Source organism: Thalassospira xianhensis MCCC 1A02616, assembly GCF_003326475.1.
In the GTDB taxonomy this organism is placed as follows: domain Bacteria; phylum Pseudomonadota; class Alphaproteobacteria; order Rhodospirillales; family Thalassospiraceae; genus Thalassospira; species Thalassospira xianhensis.
Genome location: NZ_JPWA01000004.1, coordinates 170616 through 192067, shown reverse-complemented (window position 1 = coordinate 192067; position 21452 = coordinate 170616). Strand labels below are relative to the sequence as shown.

Annotated in this window: 20 protein-coding genes; 8 read left to right on the top strand and 12 right to left on the bottom strand. The window is 54.0% G+C overall.

Annotated features, from left to right (window positions below):
• Positions 1 to 14: 14 nt before the first annotated feature.
• The 4 genes from TH5_RS05705 to TH5_RS05690 form a co-directional block, all read right to left on the bottom strand.
• Positions 15 to 1112, bottom strand: a complete 1098-nt coding sequence (locus TH5_RS05705; protein WP_114121040.1) for an ABC transporter ATP-binding protein — start codon at positions 1110 to 1112, stop codon at positions 15 to 17.
• A gap of 91 nt (positions 1113 to 1203) precedes the next feature.
• Positions 1204 to 2358: an ABC transporter substrate-binding protein gene (locus TH5_RS05700; RefSeq protein WP_114121039.1), complete on the bottom strand. Its 1155-nt coding sequence runs from the start codon at positions 2356 to 2358 to the stop codon at positions 1204 to 1206.
• 109 nt (positions 2359 to 2467) lie between these two features.
• On the bottom strand, positions 2468 to 3277 hold the full coding sequence (locus TH5_RS05695; RefSeq protein WP_208638407.1) for an ABC transporter permease: 810 nt from the start codon (positions 3275 to 3277) through the stop codon (positions 2468 to 2470).
• 10 nt (positions 3278 to 3287) lie between these two features.
• On the bottom strand, positions 3288 to 4160 hold the full coding sequence (locus TH5_RS05690; RefSeq protein WP_114121038.1) for an ABC transporter permease: 873 nt from the start codon (positions 4158 to 4160) through the stop codon (positions 3288 to 3290).
• 152 nt (positions 4161 to 4312) lie between these two features.
• Between TH5_RS05690 and TH5_RS05685 the strand changes: the two genes are divergently transcribed.
• Together TH5_RS05685 and TH5_RS05680 are read left to right on the top strand one after the other, a co-directional pair.
• A complete protein-coding gene (locus TH5_RS05685; protein ID WP_244204823.1) occupies positions 4313 to 5257 on the top strand; it encodes a LysR family transcriptional regulator in 945 nt (314 codons plus the stop codon).
• A gap of 203 nt (positions 5258 to 5460) precedes the next feature.
• A complete protein-coding gene (locus TH5_RS05680) occupies positions 5461 to 6147 on the top strand; it encodes a GntR family transcriptional regulator (protein WP_062953108.1) in 687 nt (228 codons plus the stop codon).
• Here TH5_RS05680 and aroQ read toward each other — a convergent pair.
• From aroQ to TH5_RS05660, 4 genes are all read right to left on the bottom strand, one after another.
• Positions 6144 to 6596: a type II 3-dehydroquinate dehydratase gene (gene aroQ / locus TH5_RS05675; RefSeq protein ID WP_114121036.1), complete on the bottom strand. Its 453-nt coding sequence runs from the start codon at positions 6594 to 6596 to the stop codon at positions 6144 to 6146. The two genes, TH5_RS05680 and aroQ, sit on opposite strands and share 4 nt — an antisense overlap.
• A gap of 10 nt (positions 6597 to 6606) precedes the next feature.
• Complete coding sequence (locus tag TH5_RS05670) at positions 6607 to 7908, bottom strand: TRAP transporter large permease (RefSeq protein WP_114121035.1); 1302 nt, start codon at positions 7906 to 7908, stop codon at positions 6607 to 6609.
• Positions 7905 to 8453 carry a TRAP transporter small permease gene (locus TH5_RS05665; RefSeq protein WP_114121034.1) on the bottom strand — a complete coding sequence of 183 codons (549 nt, stop codon included), beginning with the start codon at positions 8451 to 8453 and terminating at the stop codon, positions 7905 to 7907. The genes TH5_RS05670 and TH5_RS05665 overlap by 4 nt, the downstream gene beginning before the upstream one ends.
• 73 nt (positions 8454 to 8526) lie before the next feature.
• Positions 8527 to 9462, bottom strand: coding sequence for a sialic acid TRAP transporter substrate-binding protein SiaP (locus TH5_RS05660; RefSeq protein WP_208638406.1), 936 nt, complete (start codon positions 9460 to 9462; stop codon positions 8527 to 8529).
• Positions 9463 to 9791: 329 nt separating this feature from the next.
• Between TH5_RS05660 and moaD the strand changes: the two genes are divergently transcribed.
• Entirely contained in the window at positions 9792 to 10043 is a 252-nt protein-coding gene (gene moaD / locus TH5_RS05655; RefSeq protein ID WP_114121032.1) for a molybdopterin converting factor subunit 1, read from the top strand.
• A 62-nt stretch (positions 10044 to 10105) separates the two neighbouring features.
• On the opposite strand, the gene choV is transcribed toward moaD, so the two are convergent.
• From choV to TH5_RS05640, 3 genes are all read right to left on the bottom strand, one after another.
• Positions 10106 to 11302, bottom strand: coding sequence for a choline ABC transporter ATP-binding protein (gene choV, locus TH5_RS05650; RefSeq protein ID WP_114121031.1), 1197 nt, complete (start codon positions 11300 to 11302; stop codon positions 10106 to 10108).
• 2 nt (positions 11303 to 11304) lie between these two features.
• Positions 11305 to 12153, bottom strand: a complete 849-nt coding sequence (gene choW / locus TH5_RS05645; protein WP_114121030.1) for a choline ABC transporter permease subunit — start codon at positions 12151 to 12153, stop codon at positions 11305 to 11307.
• Between the two features lie 92 nt (positions 12154 to 12245).
• On the bottom strand, positions 12246 to 13205 hold the full coding sequence (locus tag TH5_RS05640; protein WP_114121029.1) for a choline ABC transporter substrate-binding protein: 960 nt from the start codon (positions 13203 to 13205) through the stop codon (positions 12246 to 12248).
• A 378-nt stretch (positions 13206 to 13583) separates the two neighbouring features.
• Here TH5_RS05640 and betI point away from each other — a divergent pair, with 378 nt between their 5' ends.
• The 5 genes from betI to TH5_RS05615 all read left to right on the top strand — a co-directional run bounded on the left by betI (position 13584) and on the right by TH5_RS05615 (position 20639).
• A complete protein-coding gene (gene betI, locus TH5_RS05635; protein ID WP_114121028.1) occupies positions 13584 to 14174 on the top strand; it encodes a choline-binding transcriptional repressor BetI in 591 nt (196 codons plus the stop codon).
• Positions 14175 to 14236: 62 nt separating this feature from the next.
• Complete coding sequence (betB, locus tag TH5_RS05630) at positions 14237 to 15694, top strand: betaine-aldehyde dehydrogenase (RefSeq protein ID WP_114121027.1); 1458 nt, start codon at positions 14237 to 14239, stop codon at positions 15692 to 15694.
• 56 nt (positions 15695 to 15750) lie between these two features.
• Positions 15751 to 17436: a choline dehydrogenase gene (gene betA, locus TH5_RS05625; protein ID WP_114121026.1), complete on the top strand. Its 1686-nt coding sequence runs from the start codon at positions 15751 to 15753 to the stop codon at positions 17434 to 17436.
• A 122-nt stretch (positions 17437 to 17558) separates the two neighbouring features.
• Positions 17559 to 19148, top strand: a complete 1590-nt coding sequence (locus TH5_RS05620; protein ID WP_114121025.1) for an L-serine ammonia-lyase, iron-sulfur-dependent, subunit alpha — start codon at positions 17559 to 17561, stop codon at positions 19146 to 19148.
• 177 nt (positions 19149 to 19325) lie between these two features.
• Complete coding sequence (locus tag TH5_RS05615; RefSeq protein ID WP_114121024.1) at positions 19326 to 20639, top strand: NAD(P)/FAD-dependent oxidoreductase; 1314 nt, start codon at positions 19326 to 19328, stop codon at positions 20637 to 20639.
• 5 nt (positions 20640 to 20644) lie between these two features.
• Here TH5_RS05615 and TH5_RS05610 read toward each other — a convergent pair whose 3' ends face one another.
• The gene (locus tag TH5_RS05610; protein ID WP_114121023.1) at positions 20645 to 21319 is read right to left on the bottom strand and encodes a cysteine hydrolase family protein; all 675 of its coding nucleotides are present in this window, start codon (positions 21317 to 21319) and stop codon (positions 20645 to 20647) included.
• Positions 21320 to 21452: the final 133 nt, after the last annotated feature.

Sequence of the window (21452 nt, the reverse complement as noted above, 5' to 3'; positions counted from 1 at the left end):
CACTCCAGATCCGGTCAGTCGTTATGACCGGGCAACAACACACAATTTCGGGCGGCAATGTGCATGAACACATCAGCGCCTTCGTGATGGGGGCGGGCATCAATCGGGTTGATCACCTGCCAGTCACGACCATTGGCCGTGACGAAATAGCGGGCCTGCTGACCCAGATAATCCACCGTTTTGATCCTGCCGGGGATGGCAACCACACCGTCCGTGGCACCGTTCTGATCCGACAGGCCGATTTTTTCAGCGCGGATAACGGCGCGGACGTCTTTTGATCCATTGGCTTTGGCGGTTTGTTCGGATGTCGTCAGCAATGTTTCACCGCTTTGCAGGGCAACCTTGGTAAAGGCCGCATCCGGTGCACCAAGGGCAGCAGGAATGATATTGGAATGACCAAGGAAATCGGCAACAAAGGCGGATGCGGGATTGTTATAGACGTCTTCAGGCGCGCCTTCCTGTTCGACGACACCGTTATTCATCACCACCAGCTTGTCGGACATGGCAAGGGCTTCGGATTGATCGTGGGTGACGAAAACGGTGGCAATGCCCAGCTCGCGCTGAATACGTTTCAGTTCGACCCGCATTTCTTCACGCAGATTGGCGTCAAGGGCGGACAACGGTTCATCAAGTAACAGCACGTCGGGTTCGATCACGATGGCACGCGCAAGGGCAATGCGCTGTTGCTGCCCGCCGGAAAGCTGGTTGGGAAAACGATCCGCAACATGGGGCAGTTGCACCAGATCAAGGGCGCGATTGACCTTGTCGCGGATGTCGGATTTGGACACTTTGCGGTATTTCAGGCCAAAGGCGATATTGTCGTAAATCGATTTGTGCGGGAACAGGGCGTAGTTCTGAAACACCAGTCCCAGATTGCGTTTGTGGATCGGCAGGGCATTGACCCGTTTGCCACGGATCAGCAAATCGCCTTCGGTAATGTCGGTCAGTCCGGCAATCATGCGAAGTGTCGTGGTCTTGCCGCAGCCCGATGGACCCAGAAAGGTCACGAAACTGTTGTCAGGCACGGTCAGATCCATGCGTTGCACGGCGGTAAATTCGCCGTAACGCTTGACGACATTTTGCAGTTCGACCGCATTTTCGATGTCAGCCATCACAAATAACCCTGTCAGAAAAAGGCTGTGGTGCCCCGGCCATTATTTAAAAAACAACGACCGGGGTTCCGGTTTATGCGATCAGTCCGGCTTAGTAGCCGCGCTGAACCCGCGAGAAGGTTTTCGACCAGTCGGCTTCGTTTTCGTTCCAATAGGCCGGGTCAAAGAAGCTGAGTTCTTTAAGTGTGCCGGATGGATCAAACGCGGGCAGGGTCGGGATGACTTTGCCGAGTTCGACTTTCTGCGGATCAAGAGCAGGCGGATAGCTTTGGCCTTCGGCAACCGCAATCGCGACTTCGGGTTCAAGCATGAAGTTCAGAAGTTCTTCACAGGCTGCCATCGGGCTTCCGCGCAGAACGAACAGGCATTCCTGCCAGCCAAGACCGCCTTTCGGGTCGTGATAGCCGATATCGTGGCCCTGATCCTGCAATGCCTTGATGCGCCCGGACCAGCCTTCGGTGACATAGATTTCTTCTTCTGCCAGAAGGCTCATCAGTTCGGCCCCTGAACTCCAGTATTTCAGGGCCAGATCGCGATGGGCACGGATCATGTCCCAGACGGCGTCGATATCCTTGATTGCATTCGGGTCCTGATCGGATTGCAGGGCACCGTACCAGACGCGGGTTTTCCATTCGCCCCAGCCGCCGATCTTGCCTTTGTAAGCTTCATCGACCATCAGCTTGGCACCTTTGGCCTTGGCTTCATCGTCGCTGATATATTTGCGGTTATAGGCAATGCCGGTGGTGCCATAATCATAGGGAACCGCCGAAATGGTACCGCCGGTGATTTTGCGCAGCGGTTCGATCAGGCCGGGAATGACGTTTTTGAGGTTCGGAATATTGGCTTCGTTCAGCTCGGACGTTAGTTCCAGACCATGATAGCGGGCATAGTCAAACACACCCGACAGGTGGGCAAGGTTGAATTCACCCGGCTGACCAGCTTTGACGCGGGCGATATATTCGTCCGCACCGCCAAAGGTGCCCGATACGACCTTGATCCCGGTTTTTTCGGTATAGGGGGCAAATGCGTATTTTTCAAATGCCTCGGATACCACACCGCCCCAGCCGTCAAAGCGGACCTGTTCTGGTGTTGCGGCAAGGGCGTTGCGGGTCAGCATGCCCATCGGGCCACCGGTGATTCCGGCGGTGACACCCGCAGCCCCCAGAACGGTCAGAAAAGTGCGACGGTTGATATCGCCGTCTTTGAGGCGGGTAAGCAGGCGTTCATAGCGTTTCGTCTCGTCCATTTAAGGCCTCCTGATAAAGGTTTTTATCCGTTTTCTTGTCGGTCTTATGGTCTTCTTTTTTATGGTCTTGTTGTTGGTTTTGGCGGTTTCCCGCGGTATCTGTTGTTTGTTAGGCAGCGGCTTTTTGTGCCCGTATTTTTCGCGCTGATGCGATGCGTGCAATGGCGGTGGCAATCAATGGCAGCGCGATGGTGAAGATCACCATCACAGCGCCCAGTGCATTGATTTCCGGGCTGATGGAATTGCGCAGCATGGCAAAAATCTGGGTTGGGACGGTTTCAACCCCGCCCGGTTTCCAGAACAGGGTGCCGGTAATGTCGTCAAACGAGATGGTGAATGAAAACAGCATCCCGGCCATGACAGCCGGCATCATCAGCGGCAGGGTGATTTCAAAGAAAGTCTGGATCGGTGTTGCGCCAAGGCTCATGGCGGCTTCTTCGACGTCGCGCCGGATCGATACAAGGCGCGCCTGAACCACCAGAACCACAAAGGGAAGGGTAAATACGACATGCCCCATCAGAAGCAGGCCAAAGCTTTTGGGCATGGAGAGGAATTGCAGAAACAGCAAAAGAGCCACAGCCAGGACGACTTCGGGTATCAGGATTGGAGCAACCAAAAGCGTTGATATCGAACGCTTTCCCGGAAAATCGTACCTGACCATGGCAAGGGCCGCGAGCGTGCCAAACGTCGTTGAAATCGAACTGGTCAGCGCGCCCAGCAACAGAGATGTTTTGAATGCACGGATAATAGCATCGTTGTTCCACAATGCTTCGAACCAGCGTGTCGAAAAACCTTCAATCGGGAAACTGCCGAACTGGTTGGCGTTGAATGCCAACAGGATGACGACCGCGACCGGCGCGAACAGAAACAGATAAACAAGGATTGTGGTGATACGGATCAGGGACCAGCCGGACATCATTACATTCCCCCTATTTGAAGCTTTTGGCGATCTGATCGACGCCAAGATAACGGGTGTAAATGACAACCAGCGCACCCAGAAGCGCCAGCAGGACAAGCGAAAGGGCGGAGCCCAGAGGCCAGTTAAGCTGTGTGACGATGGCCTCGAACACGAGATTGGCAAACATCGCATCGCGTGGCCCGCCCAGAACGATCGGGGTGATATAGGTCCCCGCGGCCAGAACAAAACATAACAGCGATCCGGCGGCGAGACCGGGGAAGGACAGCGGCAGGGTGACTTCGCGGAAGGCCTGCCAGCCGGTGCAGCCAAGGCTTTTGGCTGCTTCAGTCAGGTTCTTGTCGATACCATCCAGGCTGACATAGACATTCAGGATCATGAAGGGCAGCAGATAATGCACAAGACCCAGAATAACCGTGGTCTGATTGTAGAGCATCTGGATCGGTTCATCGATGATACCAAGCGAGATCATCAATGTGTTGAGCGCGCCCGACGTGCCAAGGATGTTGATCCACGACATGGTGCGGATGATGTAGCTGATCCAGAAGGGCAGCATCAGCATCAACAGCAGGAAAGTCTTCGATTTCATCGGGGTGTTGGCAACGAAATAGGCCGGGATATAGCCGACCAGCGCGCAGATCACCGTGGTGTAAAAGGCAATGGCAAAGGTCTGAAACAGAATATCGCGGTAAAACCTGTCGCCAAGCACTTCGATCCAGTTATCAAGATAAAATCCGACCTGATCAGCACCGGTCGCGGTGCGCAGCCAGAATGAATAAACCACGATGAACATCATCGGGATGATCAATAGCAGCGATATCGTCGCCAGTGACGGCGATAGCAGGACCCAGGGCGTTCTGCGTGCCCCGGCTACATCTGCGGCCATTTTTGCCTCCCGTTATTGTGCTCTGGCAATTGCTTGCCATGCGCGGTTATCTGGCCGTGAATGAATATGTCTGATCATTTCACCCCAGACTTGCACATAGCGCAAATAGATAAGTAGAATGGATTGCATAGCCAATTGCTATGGGTGGGGAAATGAGCGACCTTTTAAAACGGCAATTCGACTGGAACCTGTTGCATACCTTTACGGTGATTGTCGAAGAACGGTCGATCACCGGGGCGGCCAACCGGCTGCTTTTGCGCCAGCCCAGTGTCAGCAATGCGCTTAAACGGCTTGAAGATCAGATCGGCGCGCGCCTGATTGACCGGGAACGCGGCCGGTTTGAGGTCACCGAACAGGGATTGGCGCTTTATCACGAATGCCGCGAGATTTGCGGGGCGATTGGTCGACTTTCCGATGTGATGTCGGACAGTGGCAATCAGCTTAGCGGGCATTTGCATTTGTGGCTGGCAAGTCATGTGGTGTTTCCGCCGCTTGACGATGCGTTGTTTGAATTCAATCGCGAACATCCCGAAGTCACCTATGAAATCAACGTCGCGACATCCGCCCATGTAACAAGTCAGGTCCTGTCCCAGCAGGCAAGTTTCGGCATTTGTCTGGTGAATGAACAGCATCCCCGGCTGGAATATCGCAAACTGTATCGTGAACATTTCGGGTTCTTTTGCGGGCCGACACATCATTTGTTTGGTCGGGAAAACCTGACACTTGCCGATCTGCGTAGCGAAGCATTTGTATCGTTTTCCACCGATCAGCTTTCCGATGCGCTGGCCCCGGTTGCGGTATTGCGCGCGCGCGAAGGCATGAAAGGCAAGGTGATCGCCACCAGCCCGCATCTTGAAGAAGTCCGCCGCCTGATCAATGCCGGGCTTGGTATTGGTCCGTTGCCGATCCATGTCGTGCAAAACGCGATGGAACGCGGGCAGTTATGGCGCCTGCCACCCTATGATGCGCCGCCGGCAATTGATATCTATCTGGTGACCAATCCGCGCATGTCGCTTGGCCGGGCGGAACGGTTTTTTATTGAAAACCTGACCGGGCGGCTTGGCAGTGCGCCAGATGGTTATTTTGTTTATCCGTAAGGATTTCAACAATATGACCAAACGGGAGTTATGTCAGGCTTTATGCTGAAAAATGCCTCTTGATACTTTCAGGCTCATTTCCTGAAATACTACGAATTTTGCCAAATGATCTTTATTTCCCTATTTTATCTGGTATTTTAAAAAATATCAGTTCCAAAGCCTATTATGACCAGATTGCCACCCTTTCAGAGATCTAGCCAAAGATGAAACACAAGTCCTTATTCCTGCCTTCTGATAACGAAACCGTTGGTGATATTGCCTTTCGCAATATCCGGTCGGATATCATCCGAGGGCGGTTGAAGCCGGGGCAGAAGTTGCGTCTTGATCAACTAAAATCGCATTATGGTGTTGCTGTTTCGACCTTGCGCGAAATCCTCAGTCGGCTGGCGGCAGAGAACTTTGTTGTTGCAGAAGGGCAGCGGGGGTTTGAAGTCACCGGTATTTCCGAAGCCGGTCTTCGCGATATCGCAGCCTTGCGTCTGCTGCTGGAAACGCATGCCTTGCGGCAATCAATCGCAACAGGGGATCTGCAGTGGGAGGCACGAGTTGTTTCATCCCACTACATGCTCAAAGTGGTGGAAACCAAGCTGATCGAAGGTGACATGAGCCAGGTTGAGCAATGGGTGCAGCAGGATTGGGAATTTCATCATGCGACCATTTCTGCCTGTGCGTCGCCCGCGATGATGGCGGCGCATTCAACCGCTTTCGACCGTTTCCTGCGTTATCACATGCTGGTTCTTGATTTTCGTGGGAAACCGGCGGCCGAAGAACATGCCCGCCTGCGCGATCTGGTGATTGCGCGCGATGCCGAGGGCGCAGTTGCGTTGCTTACCAGCCATGTGGAAAGCGGACTGAACCACGTGCTCGGCACCGGCAAAATTCCGGCCTAGGCCGCGACCGTCTGTGTTTCGCGGATCATTTCTTTCAATACCTGCACCGCGGTTGGATAACCGCGAGCGCCCAAACCGGCGATGACCGATGTAACAACACCGGACATCAATGAATGGTGATACATTGATTCACGTCGGTGAATATTGGATATGTGCAGTTCAATGGCCGGGGCGGAAAACATCTTTAACGCGTCCATGATTGCCATTGAGGTAAAGGTATATGCGGCCGGATTGATGATCAGTCCTGCCGCATTATCCGTGGCTTCGTGGATCCATTCGATCAACTGCGTTTCCGAATTGCTTTGCCGGAATTCAACATCGGTGTCGCCGGCAGCATTACGGCACATTGCCTCGATATCGGCCAGGGTGGTGCGGCCGTAAATTTCGGGTTCGCGCCTGCCCAGACGGTTCAGGTTCGGTCCGTTAAGAATATAGATGGGTTTTGACATGGGGAATCTCTTAACCGTTATAGCCAAAAAGTCTGGGCAACCAGAGTGCGATATCGGGCACCAGTGTGAATAACAGCAACGCAAAAAGCATCGCGACAAGGAAGGGCATTATTTCGCGTACGATTTCGCGCAAAGGGCGTCCGGAAATGGCCGTCATGACGAATAACAGCAAGCCATAAGGGGGGGTAATCAGCCCCAGCATGATGTTAATGACGCAGACCACGCCAAAATGAACCAGATCAATGCCAAGCGTATTTGCCGTGGGAATGAATACCGGCACGATTACCAGAAGGATCGTCGTTCCTTCCAGTAGGCAGCCCAGCACCAGAAGGATCGCATTGACCATCAAAAGGAAGGTCAGTGGTGATAGATCAAACCCAGCCAGCCATACATTAAGTGCAGACGGAATATTTTCGACGGTGACGACGTAGTTGAACACCATTGCCCCGGCGATCAGCATGCCGATTGATGTTGTTGTCCGTGCACTTGACAGCAAAGAATTATAAAGGTCACCCAAGCTGATGCTGCGATAGATGAAGGTCGACACAAGCAAGGCATAAAGCGCTGCAATTGCAGCGGCTTCGGTTGGTGTAGTAATGCCGCCGTAAATACCACCCAAAAGAACAACCGGCATCATCAGGGCCGGGAACGCATTAAGGGTTACTTTTGGCAGTTCATGCAAGGGGACAGGGGCCTCGACCGGGAAGGCGCGACGCCGCGCGGATACAAGAATATATCCGGCCTGAAACAGGCCCATGATGATGCCTGGTACAACGCCCGCAAGAAACAGGTAACCGATCGATGCGTCGGAAACGAGCGCATAAACGACCATCGGGATTGACGGCGGAATGATCGGGCCGATCACGGACGATGCAGCGGTCAGTGCCGCAGCAAATGCAGGCGGATATCTTCCGTCCTTGGTCATCATGCGCTGCATCAGTTTGCCCGTACCTGCCGCATCGGCAAGTGCCGAGCCTGACATCCCTGCAAAAATGATGCTTTGGACGACATTCACCAGCGCAAGGCCGCCGGGAAAACGCCCCACGACAGCATTACAGAACGCCAGCAGGCGGATTGTCATAGAGCCCGAATTCATCAGTTCGGCAGCAAGGATGAACAGCGGGACTGCAAGCAGAATGTAGCTTGAAAACATTCCGTTCAGAAGCTGTTCGGAGGCGGTGCCCATATCCAGACCGGACAGCAGCAGATACAGAATGGATGACGCAATCATCGCATGTCCGATCGGAAGGCCCAGCAGGCTGAGGAATATGATTGAGACGATGCAAAGAGTGAAAGGATCAGCAAGGCTCATGGGCGGGTATCCGTTTCGGAATGTTCTATGGTTTCATGAGCTTCTTTGGGAAGGAATTCATGTTTTCCGCTCTTGCCCCGAACTGCCGTAACGAGAATCCACAAGTACCGCATCAGTACGGCAACGGCGAAGATCACATACATTGAAAAAAGCCAGTCGAACCGGATATCAAGATATGATGATTTCTGGATTTTCATGAAAGTCACGAAATCCCAGGTCGCGGGCAGCGATATGCCATAAAGAAACAGAAGCACAAGTGCCGCTACAACGGTCATCCCACGGCGAACTTTCGGACTTACCGCGCTATAAATAATGTCAAAACGGATTTCGTCCCGTTCGCGCACGACAAAAGCAGCGCCCCACAGAACGATCCAGAGCCACATGATGATGGTAAGTTCGGATGCACCACCGATGGGGAAGTTCAGAAGATAGCGGAACGCCACCTGAACAATGAAAGCACCAAACATCACAGCCAGCATCAATGCTGCGATATTTTCTGCCCGACGGTGCAGCCATAGGCCGACCTGTCTGATTCTGTCCGTCATGTATCGTAATCCGGTCCGCGGTGTGCGGGGCCAAAACCCCACACACCTTTGGTTTCATTCAGGCTGCGGATGCTTAAAGCGCGTTGATGCGCTCAAGCATACCTTCCGGCCAGTCTTTTGAAAGCTCGGACTCAAGGTACATCTTCTGGGCATGGGCGCGGAATGCGTCGACGTCAGGCGTATAAATCTCCAACCCCTGTTCCTTGAGGAAATCGGACAGTTCCTTTTCCTTCTTCAGGTGCTGTTCCTGGCTCCAGTTGATCGCCTCGTCGGCGGCATTCTGGAAGGCGTCCTGTTCTTCGGCGCTCATGCCTTCCCACACCTTGGCCGAGACGACCAGAAGGTCATACCCGACAAGATGGGAGGTCATCGCGATCTGGTTCATGACTTCATAGAACTTCATGTTCTGTACGTTGGGCAGGGGGTTGTCCTGACCGTCAATCGCCCCGGTTTGCAAACCTGTGTAAACTTCGGCATAGGCCATCGGGGTCGGGTTTGCACCCAGGGCCTTGCCCAAAAACTGCCATGCATCCCCGCCGGGCATGCGAAGCTTGACGCCTGCCATGTCCTCGGGCGTGTTTATTTTTTTGTCGATACGCAGACCGACCTGGCGGGTGCCGAAATAGGTCGGGCCCAGAATGTGGATGCCAAGCTGTTCTTCGGCCATCGTTTTCATTTCGGTCCCGGCGTCACTTGCGAAAAATTTCCGCAGGTGATCAGCGTCACGGAATAGATAGGCCGAACTCAGGATCGAGAAGGCTGGAATCTGGGTGGCAATATCTTGCGGTGCAACGTTACCCATTTCAAGGTTCCCGCGCTGAATCGCAAGGATTTCGGTGGTCTGTTTAAACAGGTTGCCACCGTAATAAAGTTCGAACTCGTACTTGTCGCCCAGCGCCCCGGCGAGTTTCTTCATCATGTCTGCACGGATGTCTTGTTCCGAAAAGACAGCGGAGAAGCGCAACTTGGTTGCATCGGCAGCCGACGCCACATTTCCCAGTCCAAGCATTGCGATTGTACCCAATGCAGCGAGCCCTGAGGCGATAGCTTTTCTGCGAGTGATGATTCTTGGCATGCGTAGTCTCCCTGGATATGTGAATTGTAAGTTACTATTATTTTTGTATGGTGATTTTAATTATATACGTTAAAAATTGGCTTGCTGCAAGTTTGATAGACCTGCCGATCAGGGAGTTGATTGACATGTCATCTGGCCGAGATCGGCTTTAGCGATGCTTTCGTTTTAGAATTCCGGGGAGAAAACAGTATCTGCGCTTGCGCTATATCCCTGTTTGCGCAAGCATGCGGCCAAACACGGATTTCAAGCGCACGGGATAGAAGATGAAGCTGGTTTATTTTTCCTGGGTCAAAGACCGTATCGGCATGGCCGAGGAAGATGTTGAACTGCCGGAAAATGTAAAAACCGTTGCCGACCTTCTGGCATGGATGCCGGGCAGGGGGGCGAATTTCGCCGATGCATTGGCCGATCCGGCGATTATTCGGGTTGCCGTTGATCAGGAATATGCGCAGGGCGATCGGGATGTACGCGGTGCGAGTGAAATCGCACTGTTCCCGCCGGTAACCGGCGGATAAACGAGAAGTTCAATAGTATTATTAAAAAAGGCGCCCGGTTTGTGGGGCGCCTTTTTTGAGGGTCAGTCTGCGACGGTCGCTGTTTGCGTCAGGCTTTCAAAGAATTCCTTGCGACCCAGAGTGCCTGAAATGCGTCCCTCGCGGGTGAGCAGAACCGGGTTCTGGGTGATGCTGCGCATTTCGATCAGGTCTTTGAGAAGTACGGTATCATCCGCAACAAAGATGACCGAATTGTCCGTCGCATCCAGATCGGCAGGCAATTCGCCATTATAGTTGATCAGTCGCAGCTCGCCCCGTTTGCCATTATGGGCCGCCTTGATGATTCCGTCCTGAAGCGTGATGCGGATGTCTTCGTCCTCGACAGGAAGTTCACCGGTATCGTTGCGCTGGTCCCTGTCAACACGGTGCATGATGGCGCGACCGCGTAGGATATTGACCGGGTTCATATGGGCGACGAAATCAGCGACATATTCATTGGCCGGACGAAGGGCGATGTCTTCGGGCGTGCCGTGCTGCACGACATAGCCGCCTTCCATGATGGCAATCGAATTGCCAAGTTTCATGGCCTCGTCCAAATCATGACTGACAAACAGGATGGTTTTGTTGAGCTTTTCCTGAAGATCAAGAAGCTCGTCCTGCAGGCGGTTACGGATCAGCGGATCAAGGGCCGAAAACGGTTCATCCATCAGAAGGATTGGTGCATCGGTGGCAAAGGCGCGTGCAAGTCCGACACGCTGCTGCATGCCGCCTGAAAGTTCGTGAGCATACTTGCCTGCCCACTGATCCAGCCCGACAAGAGCCAGTTTTTCACGCACTATTTCGCGGCGTTCCTTCGGCCCCATACCATCAAGTTCAAGGCCAAAGCCGACATTGTCTTCGACGGTGCGCCACGGGAACAGGCCGAATTGCTGGAACACCATCGCAACGCATTTGCGCCTGAGGTCGCGCAGCGTATTGGCATCACAACTGGTGACATCGACCATCCAATCACCATCATGCACCCGAAGCGATCCGCGTGAAACACGGTTAAGCCCATTTACGCAGCGCAGCAGCGACGATTTTCCCGAACCCGAAAGCCCCATCAGGACGCAGATTTCACCCTGCGGGACATCAAAGCTGACATTGGCAACGCCAAGGATATTGCCTGTGGCCTTGGCTATTTCGTCACGATTTTTACCGGCGTCGAGGAGGGCGAGCGATTCCGCCTGCTTGTCCCCGAAAATGACGTCGATATTATCAAATTCAACAGCATTGCTCATGATTACTGCCCCGTATTTTCAGATTTGTCGCGGCGGCAGATGCGATCCAGCACAATGGCAAGGATCACAATTGCAAGGCCGGCCTCGAAGCCCTGGGCGATATTGACCGTATTAAGGGCGCGAACAACCGGTTTGCCAAGTCCATCAGCCCCGACAAGAGCGGCAATAACCACCATGGACAGTGACAGCATGATGCACTGGGTCAGGCCCGCCATGATGGATGGCATGGCAGAGGGCAATTCGACCTTGAACAGCAACTGGCGCGGGGTGCAGCCAAAGCTTTTGCCTGCTTCGATCAATGCCTTGGGCGTGCTGGCGATGCCAAGATGCGTCAGGCGGATCGGGGCGGCGATGGCAAAGATCACGGTCGAAATCAGGCCTGGAACCACGCCAAGACCAAACAGGATCAGGGTCGGGATCAGATAGACAAAGGTTGGGATCGTCTGCATCAGGTCGAGAACCGGACGCAAGGCCTGATAAAGCCAGGGACGATGCGCGGATGCCACACCAAGCGGCACCCCTATTACCATGCAGAACAGCGTCGCATAGATCACAAGTGCGAGCGTTTCCATGGTGGCTTCCCAATAGCCGAGATTGACGATCAGAAGCAGGGAAAGAACGGTAAAGGCCGTCAGTTTCCATGATTTGTGCAGCCATGCAGCCAGCACACCAAACAGCGCGATAATCAGAAACGGGGGCAACCAGACCAGCAGATCGACTGTGTTTTCGATAATGAATTCAAGAACGTCCGAGATGGTGTAAAACACGAAGTCGGCATGCTCGTTAAGCGCATCCATAAGGGATGCAATCCACCGTCCCAGCGGAATTTTAGTTTCCGTGAGCCATTCCATTGGATTTTTCCATTATTTGAACAAAGAAAATGTGCCGATACGCTGCCCGTGATGATGGCAACGTACCGGCATTATGAATTCGAAGCTGGACCCTAGAGACCGAGTTCATCTTTAAGCGCTGCCTTGGCATCGCCACCGTCAAAGGTGGTAACACCGTCAAGCCAGGCCATCGCGGCATCCGGATTGGTTTTAAGCCATGCGGTTGCCGCTTTTTCCGGATCGGTGCCTTCGTTCAGGATGGCATCCATGATCTGGTTTTCCATATCGAGGCTGAATTTCAGGTTGGTGACGAATTTACCGGCATTCGGGCAATCGTCAGTGTAACCGGCGCGCAGGTTGGTATGAACCGTAGCACCCCCGAAATTAGGACCAAATACGTCATCGCCACCATCAAGATAGGCCATGTCGTATTTGGCATTCATCGGGTGCGGTTCCCAGCCAAGGAAAACGATGAATTTGTCACGTGCCGATTTGCGTTTGACTTCGGCCAGCATGCCCTGTTCGGAAGATTCAACAAGTTCAAAGCCCTTGAGGCCGAACTGGTCGTTGTCGATCATGTCCTGGATCAGGCGGTTGCCGTCATTGCCCGGCTCGATCCCGTAAATTTCGCCATCAAGCTGATCCTTGAACTTGGCGATGTCGGCGAAATCCTTGAGGCCCGCATCATAGGCATTTTTCGAAACAGCCAGCGTATATTTAGCGCCCTCAAGGTTGGCACCGGTGCTGACGACGGTTTTCTTTTCCAGGTAAGGCGCAATATCTGCTGCCATTGTCGGCATCCAGTTGCCGAGGAAGACGTCAACGTCCCCGTTGGCAAGGCTGGTGTAAGTGACAGGAACGGAAAGAAGTTCGGTTTCAGCGTCGTAGCCAATTGCTTCGAGAATTACCGATGCGGTTGCCGTGGTGGCGGTGATGTCGGTCCAGCCAACATCAGAGAATGTTACGGTTTTACAGGCATCGCTATCAGCCGCTTGCGCACCGGCCACCCCCAGAAGGGTGGTGGCAATGACAGTGGTGCCAAGAAGACGGCCAATGGTGGAGCGTGTGGTCATGTTTATGGTTCTCCCTTGTATGGACCTAGCGGTTACTGATGGTGACAATAACGTCGCCATCAGACTTTCGGTTCCGGAGGCCAGACGCATGTGACGCGATGCGCATTTGGCACCGTGAACATTCGTCCAAAACCATGTGATCGGGTCCCTTGAACCCGGTCACATAGACCGGAATAATCATAAAAACAGCCGTAAAGCCGCGCAACCAAGGCACTTTCCCTGCGAACGTCGCGCCGCAAAAGACGGCGTTTTTTATTGATTGATTGTTCAATTAAAATACAGCATATTCCCCCAAGGTCAATTGCGAAGGGCGAAAAAGTCGCATTTGCGTCACCAGACAGGCCTAAGTCCTTCGGATCGCTTAGAATTGGATTAGTAATGCCCAAGGTTGGAATGCAGCCTGTTCGCCGCAGGCAACTGATCGATGCCACGATCGAGACCATTCACCGCTTTGGTTTTGCCGATACCACGATCAGTCGGATTGCCGGGGCGGCGGGAATGTCGTCAGGAATTATTTCGCACTATTTCGGTGGTAAAAATGCGCTTCTGGAAGCAACGATGCGGTTTTTGATGCAGGAATTGCGTAGCGATTTTCTGGGCCGCGTTGCCAAGGCAAAAACACCCCACGAACGCCTTGAAGCGATTGTTGATACCAATTTCAACGAAGCGCAATTCACGCCGCAGGTGATTGGTGCGTGGTTGTCATTCTGGTCGCAGGTGCCGTTTTCCGATCCACTGCGCCGCCTGAATGCGGTCTATTTCAAGCGACTGGCATCGAATTTACGCCATGAGTTGCGCCGGCTGACAACCGATCAGCGGGCCGAAGAAATTGCGGCGGTGACTGCTGCCATGATCGACGGCATCTGGGTGCGGTCCGGGTTGACGCCGGGACGCGCCAATGTCGCGGCGGCGCGGAAAATGGTGCTTGATACCATGCACCTGCATCTGGCGAGTTCGCCCGCGCGCTAGTCAAGAGACATACACTTACAAAAGGGCTGCCCGTTTCCGGTGTGGCCTGCAGGAGTTTCGACATGAGCCTTTATCAGATCCAGAACTTCATCAATGGCAAAAAAGTTGCCGGTTCGGGTGCGGAAATGGTCACGCTGAACCCCGCGACCAATAAGGTCCTTGCCAAGGGTAAGGAAAGCACCGCTGCCGATGTTGATGCCGCAGTGAAGGCTGCACGTGCCGGTTTTGAAATCTGGAAAAACACGCCCGCGGCTCAACGGGCGCGCGTTTTGTTCAAGGCTGCCCAAATCCTGCGGGACCGTAACGATGAATTGGCGCTGGTAGAAACCCGTGATACGGGCCGTGCCATTCAGGAAACTGAAATCGTGGATGTGATTTCCGGTGTCGAATGCCTTGAATATTTTGCCGGTGTGGCCGGAAGCCTATCGGGCGAGCATATCGATCTTGGCGGCAATTTTGCCTATACCCGGCGCGAGGCGGTTGGCGTTTGCGGTGCCATTGGTGCGTGGAACTATCCGATCCAGATTGCCTGCTGGAAAGCCGCACCGGCATTGGCGTGCGGAAACGTGGTTGTTTACAAACCCTCCGAAGTCACTCCGCTTTCGGCGATTGCCGTGGCCGAGGCATTGCAGCAAGCAGGTCTTCCCGATGGGGTTTACAACGTTGTTCAGGGCGCGCGTGCTTGTGGTGCGGCACTGGTCGAACATCCGGGCGTTGATAAAATCTCGTTGACCGGCTCGGCCGAGACCGGTGCCAAGGTCGCCGCAGTTGCCGCAGGCGGCATGAAGGCCGTGACCATGGAGCTTGGCGGCAAATCGCCGATGATCGTGTTTGAAGATGCCGATCTGGATAACGCAGTATCGGGCGCGCAGATGGCGAATTTCTATTCATCCGGGCAGATTTGTTCGAACGGCACGCGCGTTTTCGTCCATGAAAGCGTTGCCGATGTCTTCATCGAAAAGCTGATTGCGCGGAGCAAGAACCTTGTTCTTGGTGATCCGGAAAAGCCGGAAACCCAGGTTGGTCCAATTGTGACCAGGGCGCAGTTCGACAAGATCATGTCCTATATCGAAACCGGCAAGGGCGAGGGCGCAAAATGCGTTCTGGGCGGTCATGCGGTGACCGAAAACATGCCCGAAGGTGGGATGTTTGTTGCTCCGACCATTTTTACCAATTGTACCGATGACATGGCCATCGTGCGCGAGGAAATCTTTGGGCCGGTGATGTCGGTCCTGACCTTCATGGATGAAGACGAAGTCATCAAACGTGCCAATGATACCCAGTATGGTCTGGCTGCGGGGGTCTTTACCAGGGACCTGTCGCGCGGGCACCGGGTTGTTGCCCGGCTTGAGGCGGGAACCTGCTGGATCAATACCTATAATATCACGCCGATTGAAATGCCGTTCGGCGGGGTCAAGAAATCCGGAGTGGGCCGCGAAAATGGCCGGGCCGCGATTGAACATTATACCCGGATCAAATCCGTCTATGTCGAAACCGGTGACGTCGAGGCGCCTTATTGATCACGGTTCCTGACTGTGAATGGCTGCCTGCAACCTGTTGAAGATAAGGAAAAAGCATGAATACGCCGACCACCACGGAAAAGTACGATTACGTTATTGTCGGTTCCGGTTCCGCCGGTGCCGTTCTGGCCAGCCGTCTGACCGAGGACCCGGAAGTCAAGGTTCTGGTGGTAGAGGCAGGACCGGTTGACCATTGGTGGGACTGGCGCATTCATATGCCAACGGCATTGTCTTATCCGATGCAGTCCGAAACCTATAACTGGGCCTATTGGACAACACCGCAGGCGAACCTGAACAACCGCCGGATGGAAACGCCGCGTGGACGGGTGTTTGGGGGATCCAGTTCGATCAACGGCATGGCCTATGTCCGTGGTCATGCCCTTGATTACAATCGCTGGGCGGAACAGGATGCGGCGTTAAAAGAATGGGATTATGCGCGGTGCCTGCCTTATTTCCGTAAGGCCGATACGCGCAACGAAGACACCAATGGTGACGAATATCATGGCGGAGATGGACCGCTGCATGTCACCACGGGGGCTTGTAAAAACCCGTTGCACAAGGCGTGGATCAAGGCCGGGCAGGAAGCCGGTTATGAATTTACCCCCGATCAGAATGGCTATCGCCAGGAAGGTCTGGGGACGATGGATATGACGGTTTACAAGGGCCGCCGTTGGTCCACAGCACGGGCCTATTTGCATCCGGCAATGAAACGTCCGAACCTGACCGTTTATGACAAAGCATTGGCGCAGCGCGTTGTTTTTGATGGAAAACGTGCCATCGGACTTGATTTTACCCACCGTGGTGAACTCAAACGCGCGACGGTCGAGCGCGAGGTGATTATTTCGGCAGGATCGATCAATTCGCCAAAGCTTTTGATGTTGTCTGGAGTTGGTCCGGCAGCACATCTGCGCGAACACGGGATTGATGTGGTGGCCGATATCCCCGGTGTTGGTGAAAACCTTCAGGACCATCTGGAACTTTATGTCCAGATGGAATGCACCCAGCCGATCAGCCTGAACAGCAAGCTTGATCCTTGGAACAAATTCAAGATCGGGTTGGAATGGTATCTTTTCAAAACCGGGCTTGGTGCGACCAACCATTTTGAAGCCGGTGGGTTTATCCGTTCAAAAGCGGGTGTTCAGCATCCTGACCTGCAATATCATTTCATCCCGGCTGCGATTAACTATAACGGATCCAAAGCCGCCGAAAAGGATGGTTTCCAGGCACATGTCGGTCCAATGCGGTCCAAATCGCGCGGCACGGTCCGGTTGGCGTCAAACGATCCGGCAAAGCGCCCGATTGTTGATCCGAACTATATGAGCCATCCGGAAGACTGGGAAGAAATGCGCGCATCCGTGCGTCTGACCCGCGAGATTTTCGCACAGGATGCCTTCAAGGACCTGCGCGGTATTGAAATTTCGCCGGGCAGGGACATCCAGACCGATGATGAAATCAATGCATGGGTCGCCGATCACGCCGAAAGTGCCTATCACCCGTCCTGTTCGTGCAAGATGGGCAGCGACGATATGGCCGTGGTGGATGAAAAAACGCGCGTGCACGGTATCGAAGGCCTGCGCGTGGTGGACAGTTCCATCATGCCGACAATCGCATCGGGCAATTTGAATGCCCCGACCATCATGATCGGGGAAAAGGCCGCAGATATCATTCGCGGACGCGATCCGTTGCCACCATCAAATGCGCCATATTTCGTCCATCCTGAATGGGAAACCAAACAGCGTTGATTTCGATTATCCCCGGTCTTTGATCTTTCAGGATCGGGGATTTTTGTTTCGGCCATTGCTTTCGTTCATCTGGCGGGTGATCATCGCGGAAATCATATGCAATTTTCCCGGATTGCCCCGCCATGCAAGAAATCAGCCTGCTTAATTCCGTGATCGGCCCCGTGATGCGCGGTCCGTCCAGTTCCCATTGCGCAGCGCCTTATATGATGGCGAAGGTCGCACGCGAGTTGTCATGCAGCGATGGCGAGGTCTTGAAACAGGCCATTGTCCGGTTTGATCCACGCGGATCATTCGCGCCGGTATATCAGGCCCAAAGCTCGGACGAGAATTTTACTGCCGGTTTCGCCGGGGCAGCACTGACTGATGCGGATTATCGCGACATTTTGCCGCGTGTGATGCGTGGCGAGGGATTTCTGTTTAGTGTTGAAATCATTGAACTTGAAAACAACAACCATCCCAACCGTGTTGATCTTGAACTAACCGTAACCGACCGGAATGGCACGGAACGCATCGATCTTTATGCCGGTGCATCGGTTGGCGGCGGGATGTACTACATCGATGCGATGAATGGCGAACCGGTCTTTCTGACAGGCAAAACCGCAAGCGTATTTGTCTGGGGCTCTGATATCGGCGTGCGGTCGGATGATATTGCCGCCGGGCTTGTTGAGAATGGCAACAGGTTGCTCTGCATATCGGTAGACCCGGATCATGACCGCTGCGAAATTGCCTTGCAGGCCTTGCCCGATACAAAGTTGATAGCCTCTTTACGTGATCAGGACGGTATCAAAGACGTTCGTTTCGCTGCGGCCTCGCAATATCCGGTGTGTGCGACTGACGATCTGTTTTCGACCAGCGATGCGGTGATTGCCGTGGCCGAACAGCAGGGCGGATCGCTTGCCGAGGCGGGACTTGTTCTGGAATCCAGGCGTCTTGGACTGTCACGAGATGCAACGCGCGCGCTTTTTCGCGAACGGTGTGAATTGATGTTGCGCGTGGTGGCAGAAGGATTTGATGCCAAACCCAAAGACAATGTGATGCGGTTTTTAACCCTTCGCGCACGCAAGGTTCGCGATGCCAATCTGCCCGCCGGGCTCGGCGGGGCGGTTTTGCAGGATGCGATTGCAGGCGCGCTTTCGGCGATGGAACGGGATTCTAATCGCGGACTGGTTTGTGCCGCACCAACTGCGGGCAGTGCAGGCGTGGTTCCGGGGGCGCTGTATGGGTTGATCCGGCATGGCATTGATCTGGAAGGTGCCACCGATGCGTTGCAGGTGATGGCGCTGGTGGGGGCCGTGTTTGCGGCGCGCGGAACCTTTGCCGCAGAATGCGGCGGCTGTTCGGTGGAAACGGGCGCATCGGCGGCGATGGCAGCGGCTGGCGTCGCGCAGGCATTTGGCGGAACACCTGTGCAATGTTTTGACGCGGCAAGCATGTGTTTGATGAATACGCTGGGCCTTGTGTGTGACCCGGTGGGTGGGGATGTTGAAATTCCGTGCCATGCGCGTAATGTCGCCGGGGTGTCGCACGCCTTTTCATCGGCAATGGCGGTTCTGGCCGGGTTTGATGCTGTGTTGGGATATGACGAACTGGTCGATCAGACGGTTAAAATCGGGGCGATGATGCATCCGGATTTACGTTGCACGGCACGTGGTGGATGTGCGGCCACCAAAACCGCCCTTAGGATGGTTGAGGCGGTAACGCAGGCGCGCTGAATGACCCATATAAACCGGTTTTTGCGCAATCCTTTGTTCTGCATGTTGCCTGTTTTTGCATAATCGGTGAAAAGCATGCGCAAAGGCCGGTTTTAGCCAGTTTTCCCTTGATGGTCCGGCCAATTCCGGCACCATTAGGGGATAATAAATCACAAGACAACAATTCCGAGGCGCCGTGTGTTTACCCCGAACTTCCTGACCGCAAATGACAAATCTGGCGCATATCCGCCATCCTACTACGCGGCAACGGCGAACAAGACCGCACCCTTTGCCGAACTTGACGGGGATAAGGTTTGCGATGTCGTTGTTGTGGGCGGCGGGTTTACCGGGTTGTCATCTGCACTTCATCTTTCAGAACGCGGATATAGCGTTGTTCTGCTTGAAGCGCATCGGGTTGGTTGGGGCGCATCAGGGCGCAATGGAGGGCAGGTCGGTTCGGGGCAGCGCCGCGAGCAGGACGACCTTGAAAAAATGGTCGGTCGCGAAGACGCCAGAAAGCTTTGGGATATTGCGGAACAATCCAAGGATATCGTTAAAAGCCTGATCGCCAAGCATGACATCAAGTGTGATTGGAAACCCGGCATTCTGCATGCGGATCATCGCGAACGGTTCGTTGCCGGAACCCATGAATATACCGAAAAGCTTCAGACCGAATATGGCTATGACGCAATCCGAAGCGTGGGCCGGGATGAAATCCGCGACATGCTGGGTTCTGAATTCTATCACGGCGGATCGCTTGATATGGGTGCGGGGCATATTCACCCGCTGAACTTCGCATTGGGTATTGCCGATGCGGCGCGTGCAGCCGGGGCGCAGATTTTTGAAAATGCGACGGTTACAGGCTATGACAACAGTGAAAAGGTTGTTGTCAAAACGTCATCAGGCCATCGGGTGACAGCGGATATGATGGTGCTGGGTTGCAACGGGTATCTTGACGGGTTGGAAGACCGGGTTGCCAGACGGGTGATGCCGATCAACAATTTCGTTATCGCGACCGAGCCATTGGGCGATGATCTGGCGCGGGAATTGATCCGCGATGATGTTGCCGTCGCGGATTCAAAATTCGTGATCAATTATTATCGTCTGTCGGCCGATAAACGCATGTTGTTTGGCGGCGGGGAGACGTATAGCTATCACTTCCCCAAAAACATCAAATCCTTTGTTGCCCCGCATATGCTGGAAGTTTATCCGCAGCTTAAAGACGTTAAAATCGATTATGGCTGGGGCGGGACGCTTGCGATTACGATGAACCGTATGCCGTTCTTCCGCAAGGTCGAGGACCGGGTATTCACCGCGACCGGGTATTCAGGGCATGGGGTGGCAATGGCGACACTGGCGGGGCAGATCATGGCCGATGCGGTATCGGGCACGATGGAACGGTTTGATGTGATGTCAAATATCAGCATTCCAAGCTTCCCGGGCGGGAAGGCACTGCGCTATCCATTCCTGGTCCTTGCCATGACCTGGTATTCAATCCGCGACAGGCTGTAAAGTTTTCAGGATGCTTCGGCTGATGCGTGTGCGCTGCCGCTCGTCACGCCACTGGCGGTAAGGCGGGCCTTGGTCTTCTGCCAGATGGCTGGATTGACAGTCAAAATACCTGCGTCGGTAAATGATACGTCATATCCGCGATTAATGGCTGCCTGCATCGTTGCTTTGACGCAGTAATTGCCATCCAGACCGACGATTTGCAGTCTGCCGACTTTCTGGCGTTCCAGAACGCGTTCGAGTTCGGGGGCGGTAAAGGCATCGGCACGCGCCTTGGTGATATCGTGATCGATATCACCGTTCAGGCGGGAATCAAGATCAAGGCCAACTGATTTCGGGCTGCCACGCCCCTTGTTCAACAGCTTTACCAGAAGATTGATGTACCAGCCCTTGAATATCTGACGAACCGAGATCACCGGCTGGCCGGTTTCGTTGGCAATTTCAACAAGTTCGTTGATCGCGGAAATCGTTTTTTCGACCATGGCCGGGTCATAGGCATTTTTGCCCGTGGCCAGCGTAAAATCTTCTTGCAGATCAATGATGACAAGGGCGCTGTTGGGGCGTTGCGAAAAGTCTATTTTCTTGCCCTTTGTCGGGCTCAGATGACGCTTGTGGCCATAAATCGTATAGGTGGTAATCAGGGCTAGAATGATGACTGCTCCGATGCCAAACCAAAGCCACATATCGTCTTTCTCCGCTCTCGTCCGTCGTACTTTGCAATCGGTCTGGCACATAGCAATCTTGCAGGGCTGCCAATATAAGCCCTTTGATTTGCCAGTTCAGTGCGCGTGAAGATTGCCCCCGTCTAGTAATAAC

Coding starts and splice junctions, on each gene's coding strand:
- TH5_RS05640 (WP_114121029.1), bottom strand. CDS start 13,205: ATGACCACACGCTCCACCATTGGCCGTCTTCTTGGCACCACTGTCATT.
- TH5_RS05680 (WP_062953108.1), top strand. CDS start 5,461: ATGAAACACAAGTCCTTATTCCTGCCTTCTGATAACGAAACCGTTGGT.
- choW (WP_114121030.1), bottom strand. CDS start 12,153: ATGGAATGGCTCACGGAAACTAAAATTCCGCTGGGACGGTGGATTGCA.
- TH5_RS05665 (WP_114121034.1), bottom strand. CDS start 8,453: ATGACGGACAGAATCAGACAGGTCGGCCTATGGCTGCACCGTCGGGCA.
- TH5_RS05695 (WP_208638407.1), bottom strand. CDS start 3,277: ATGATGTCCGGCTGGTCCCTGATCCGTATCACCACAATCCTTGTTTAT.
- TH5_RS05690 (WP_114121038.1), bottom strand. CDS start 4,160: ATGGCCGCAGATGTAGCCGGGGCACGCAGAACGCCCTGGGTCCTGCTA.
- betB (WP_114121027.1), top strand. CDS start 14,237: ATGAGCCTTTATCAGATCCAGAACTTCATCAATGGCAAAAAAGTTGCC.
- moaD (WP_114121032.1), top strand. CDS start 9,792: ATGAAGCTGGTTTATTTTTCCTGGGTCAAAGACCGTATCGGCATGGCC.
- TH5_RS05610 (WP_114121023.1), bottom strand. CDS start 21,319: ATGTGGCTTTGGTTTGGCATCGGAGCAGTCATCATTCTAGCCCTGATT.
- TH5_RS05670 (WP_114121035.1), bottom strand. CDS start 7,908: ATGAGCCTTGCTGATCCTTTCACTCTTTGCATCGTCTCAATCATATTC.
- betI (WP_114121028.1), top strand. CDS start 13,584: ATGCCCAAGGTTGGAATGCAGCCTGTTCGCCGCAGGCAACTGATCGAT.
- TH5_RS05685 (WP_244204823.1), top strand. CDS start 4,313: ATGAGCGACCTTTTAAAACGGCAATTCGACTGGAACCTGTTGCATACC.
- TH5_RS05705 (WP_114121040.1), bottom strand. CDS start 1,112: ATGGCTGACATCGAAAATGCGGTCGAACTGCAAAATGTCGTCAAGCGT.
- betA (WP_114121026.1), top strand. CDS start 15,751: ATGAATACGCCGACCACCACGGAAAAGTACGATTACGTTATTGTCGGT.
- choV (WP_114121031.1), bottom strand. CDS start 11,302: ATGAGCAATGCTGTTGAATTTGATAATATCGACGTCATTTTCGGGGAC.
- aroQ (WP_114121036.1), bottom strand. CDS start 6,596: ATGTCAAAACCCATCTATATTCTTAACGGACCGAACCTGAACCGTCTG.
- TH5_RS05620 (WP_114121025.1), top strand. CDS start 17,559: ATGCAAGAAATCAGCCTGCTTAATTCCGTGATCGGCCCCGTGATGCGC.
- TH5_RS05660 (WP_208638406.1), bottom strand. CDS start 9,462: ATGCTTGGACTGGGAAATGTGGCGTCGGCTGCCGATGCAACCAAGTTG.
- TH5_RS05700 (WP_114121039.1), bottom strand. CDS start 2,358: ATGGACGAGACGAAACGCTATGAACGCCTGCTTACCCGCCTCAAAGAC.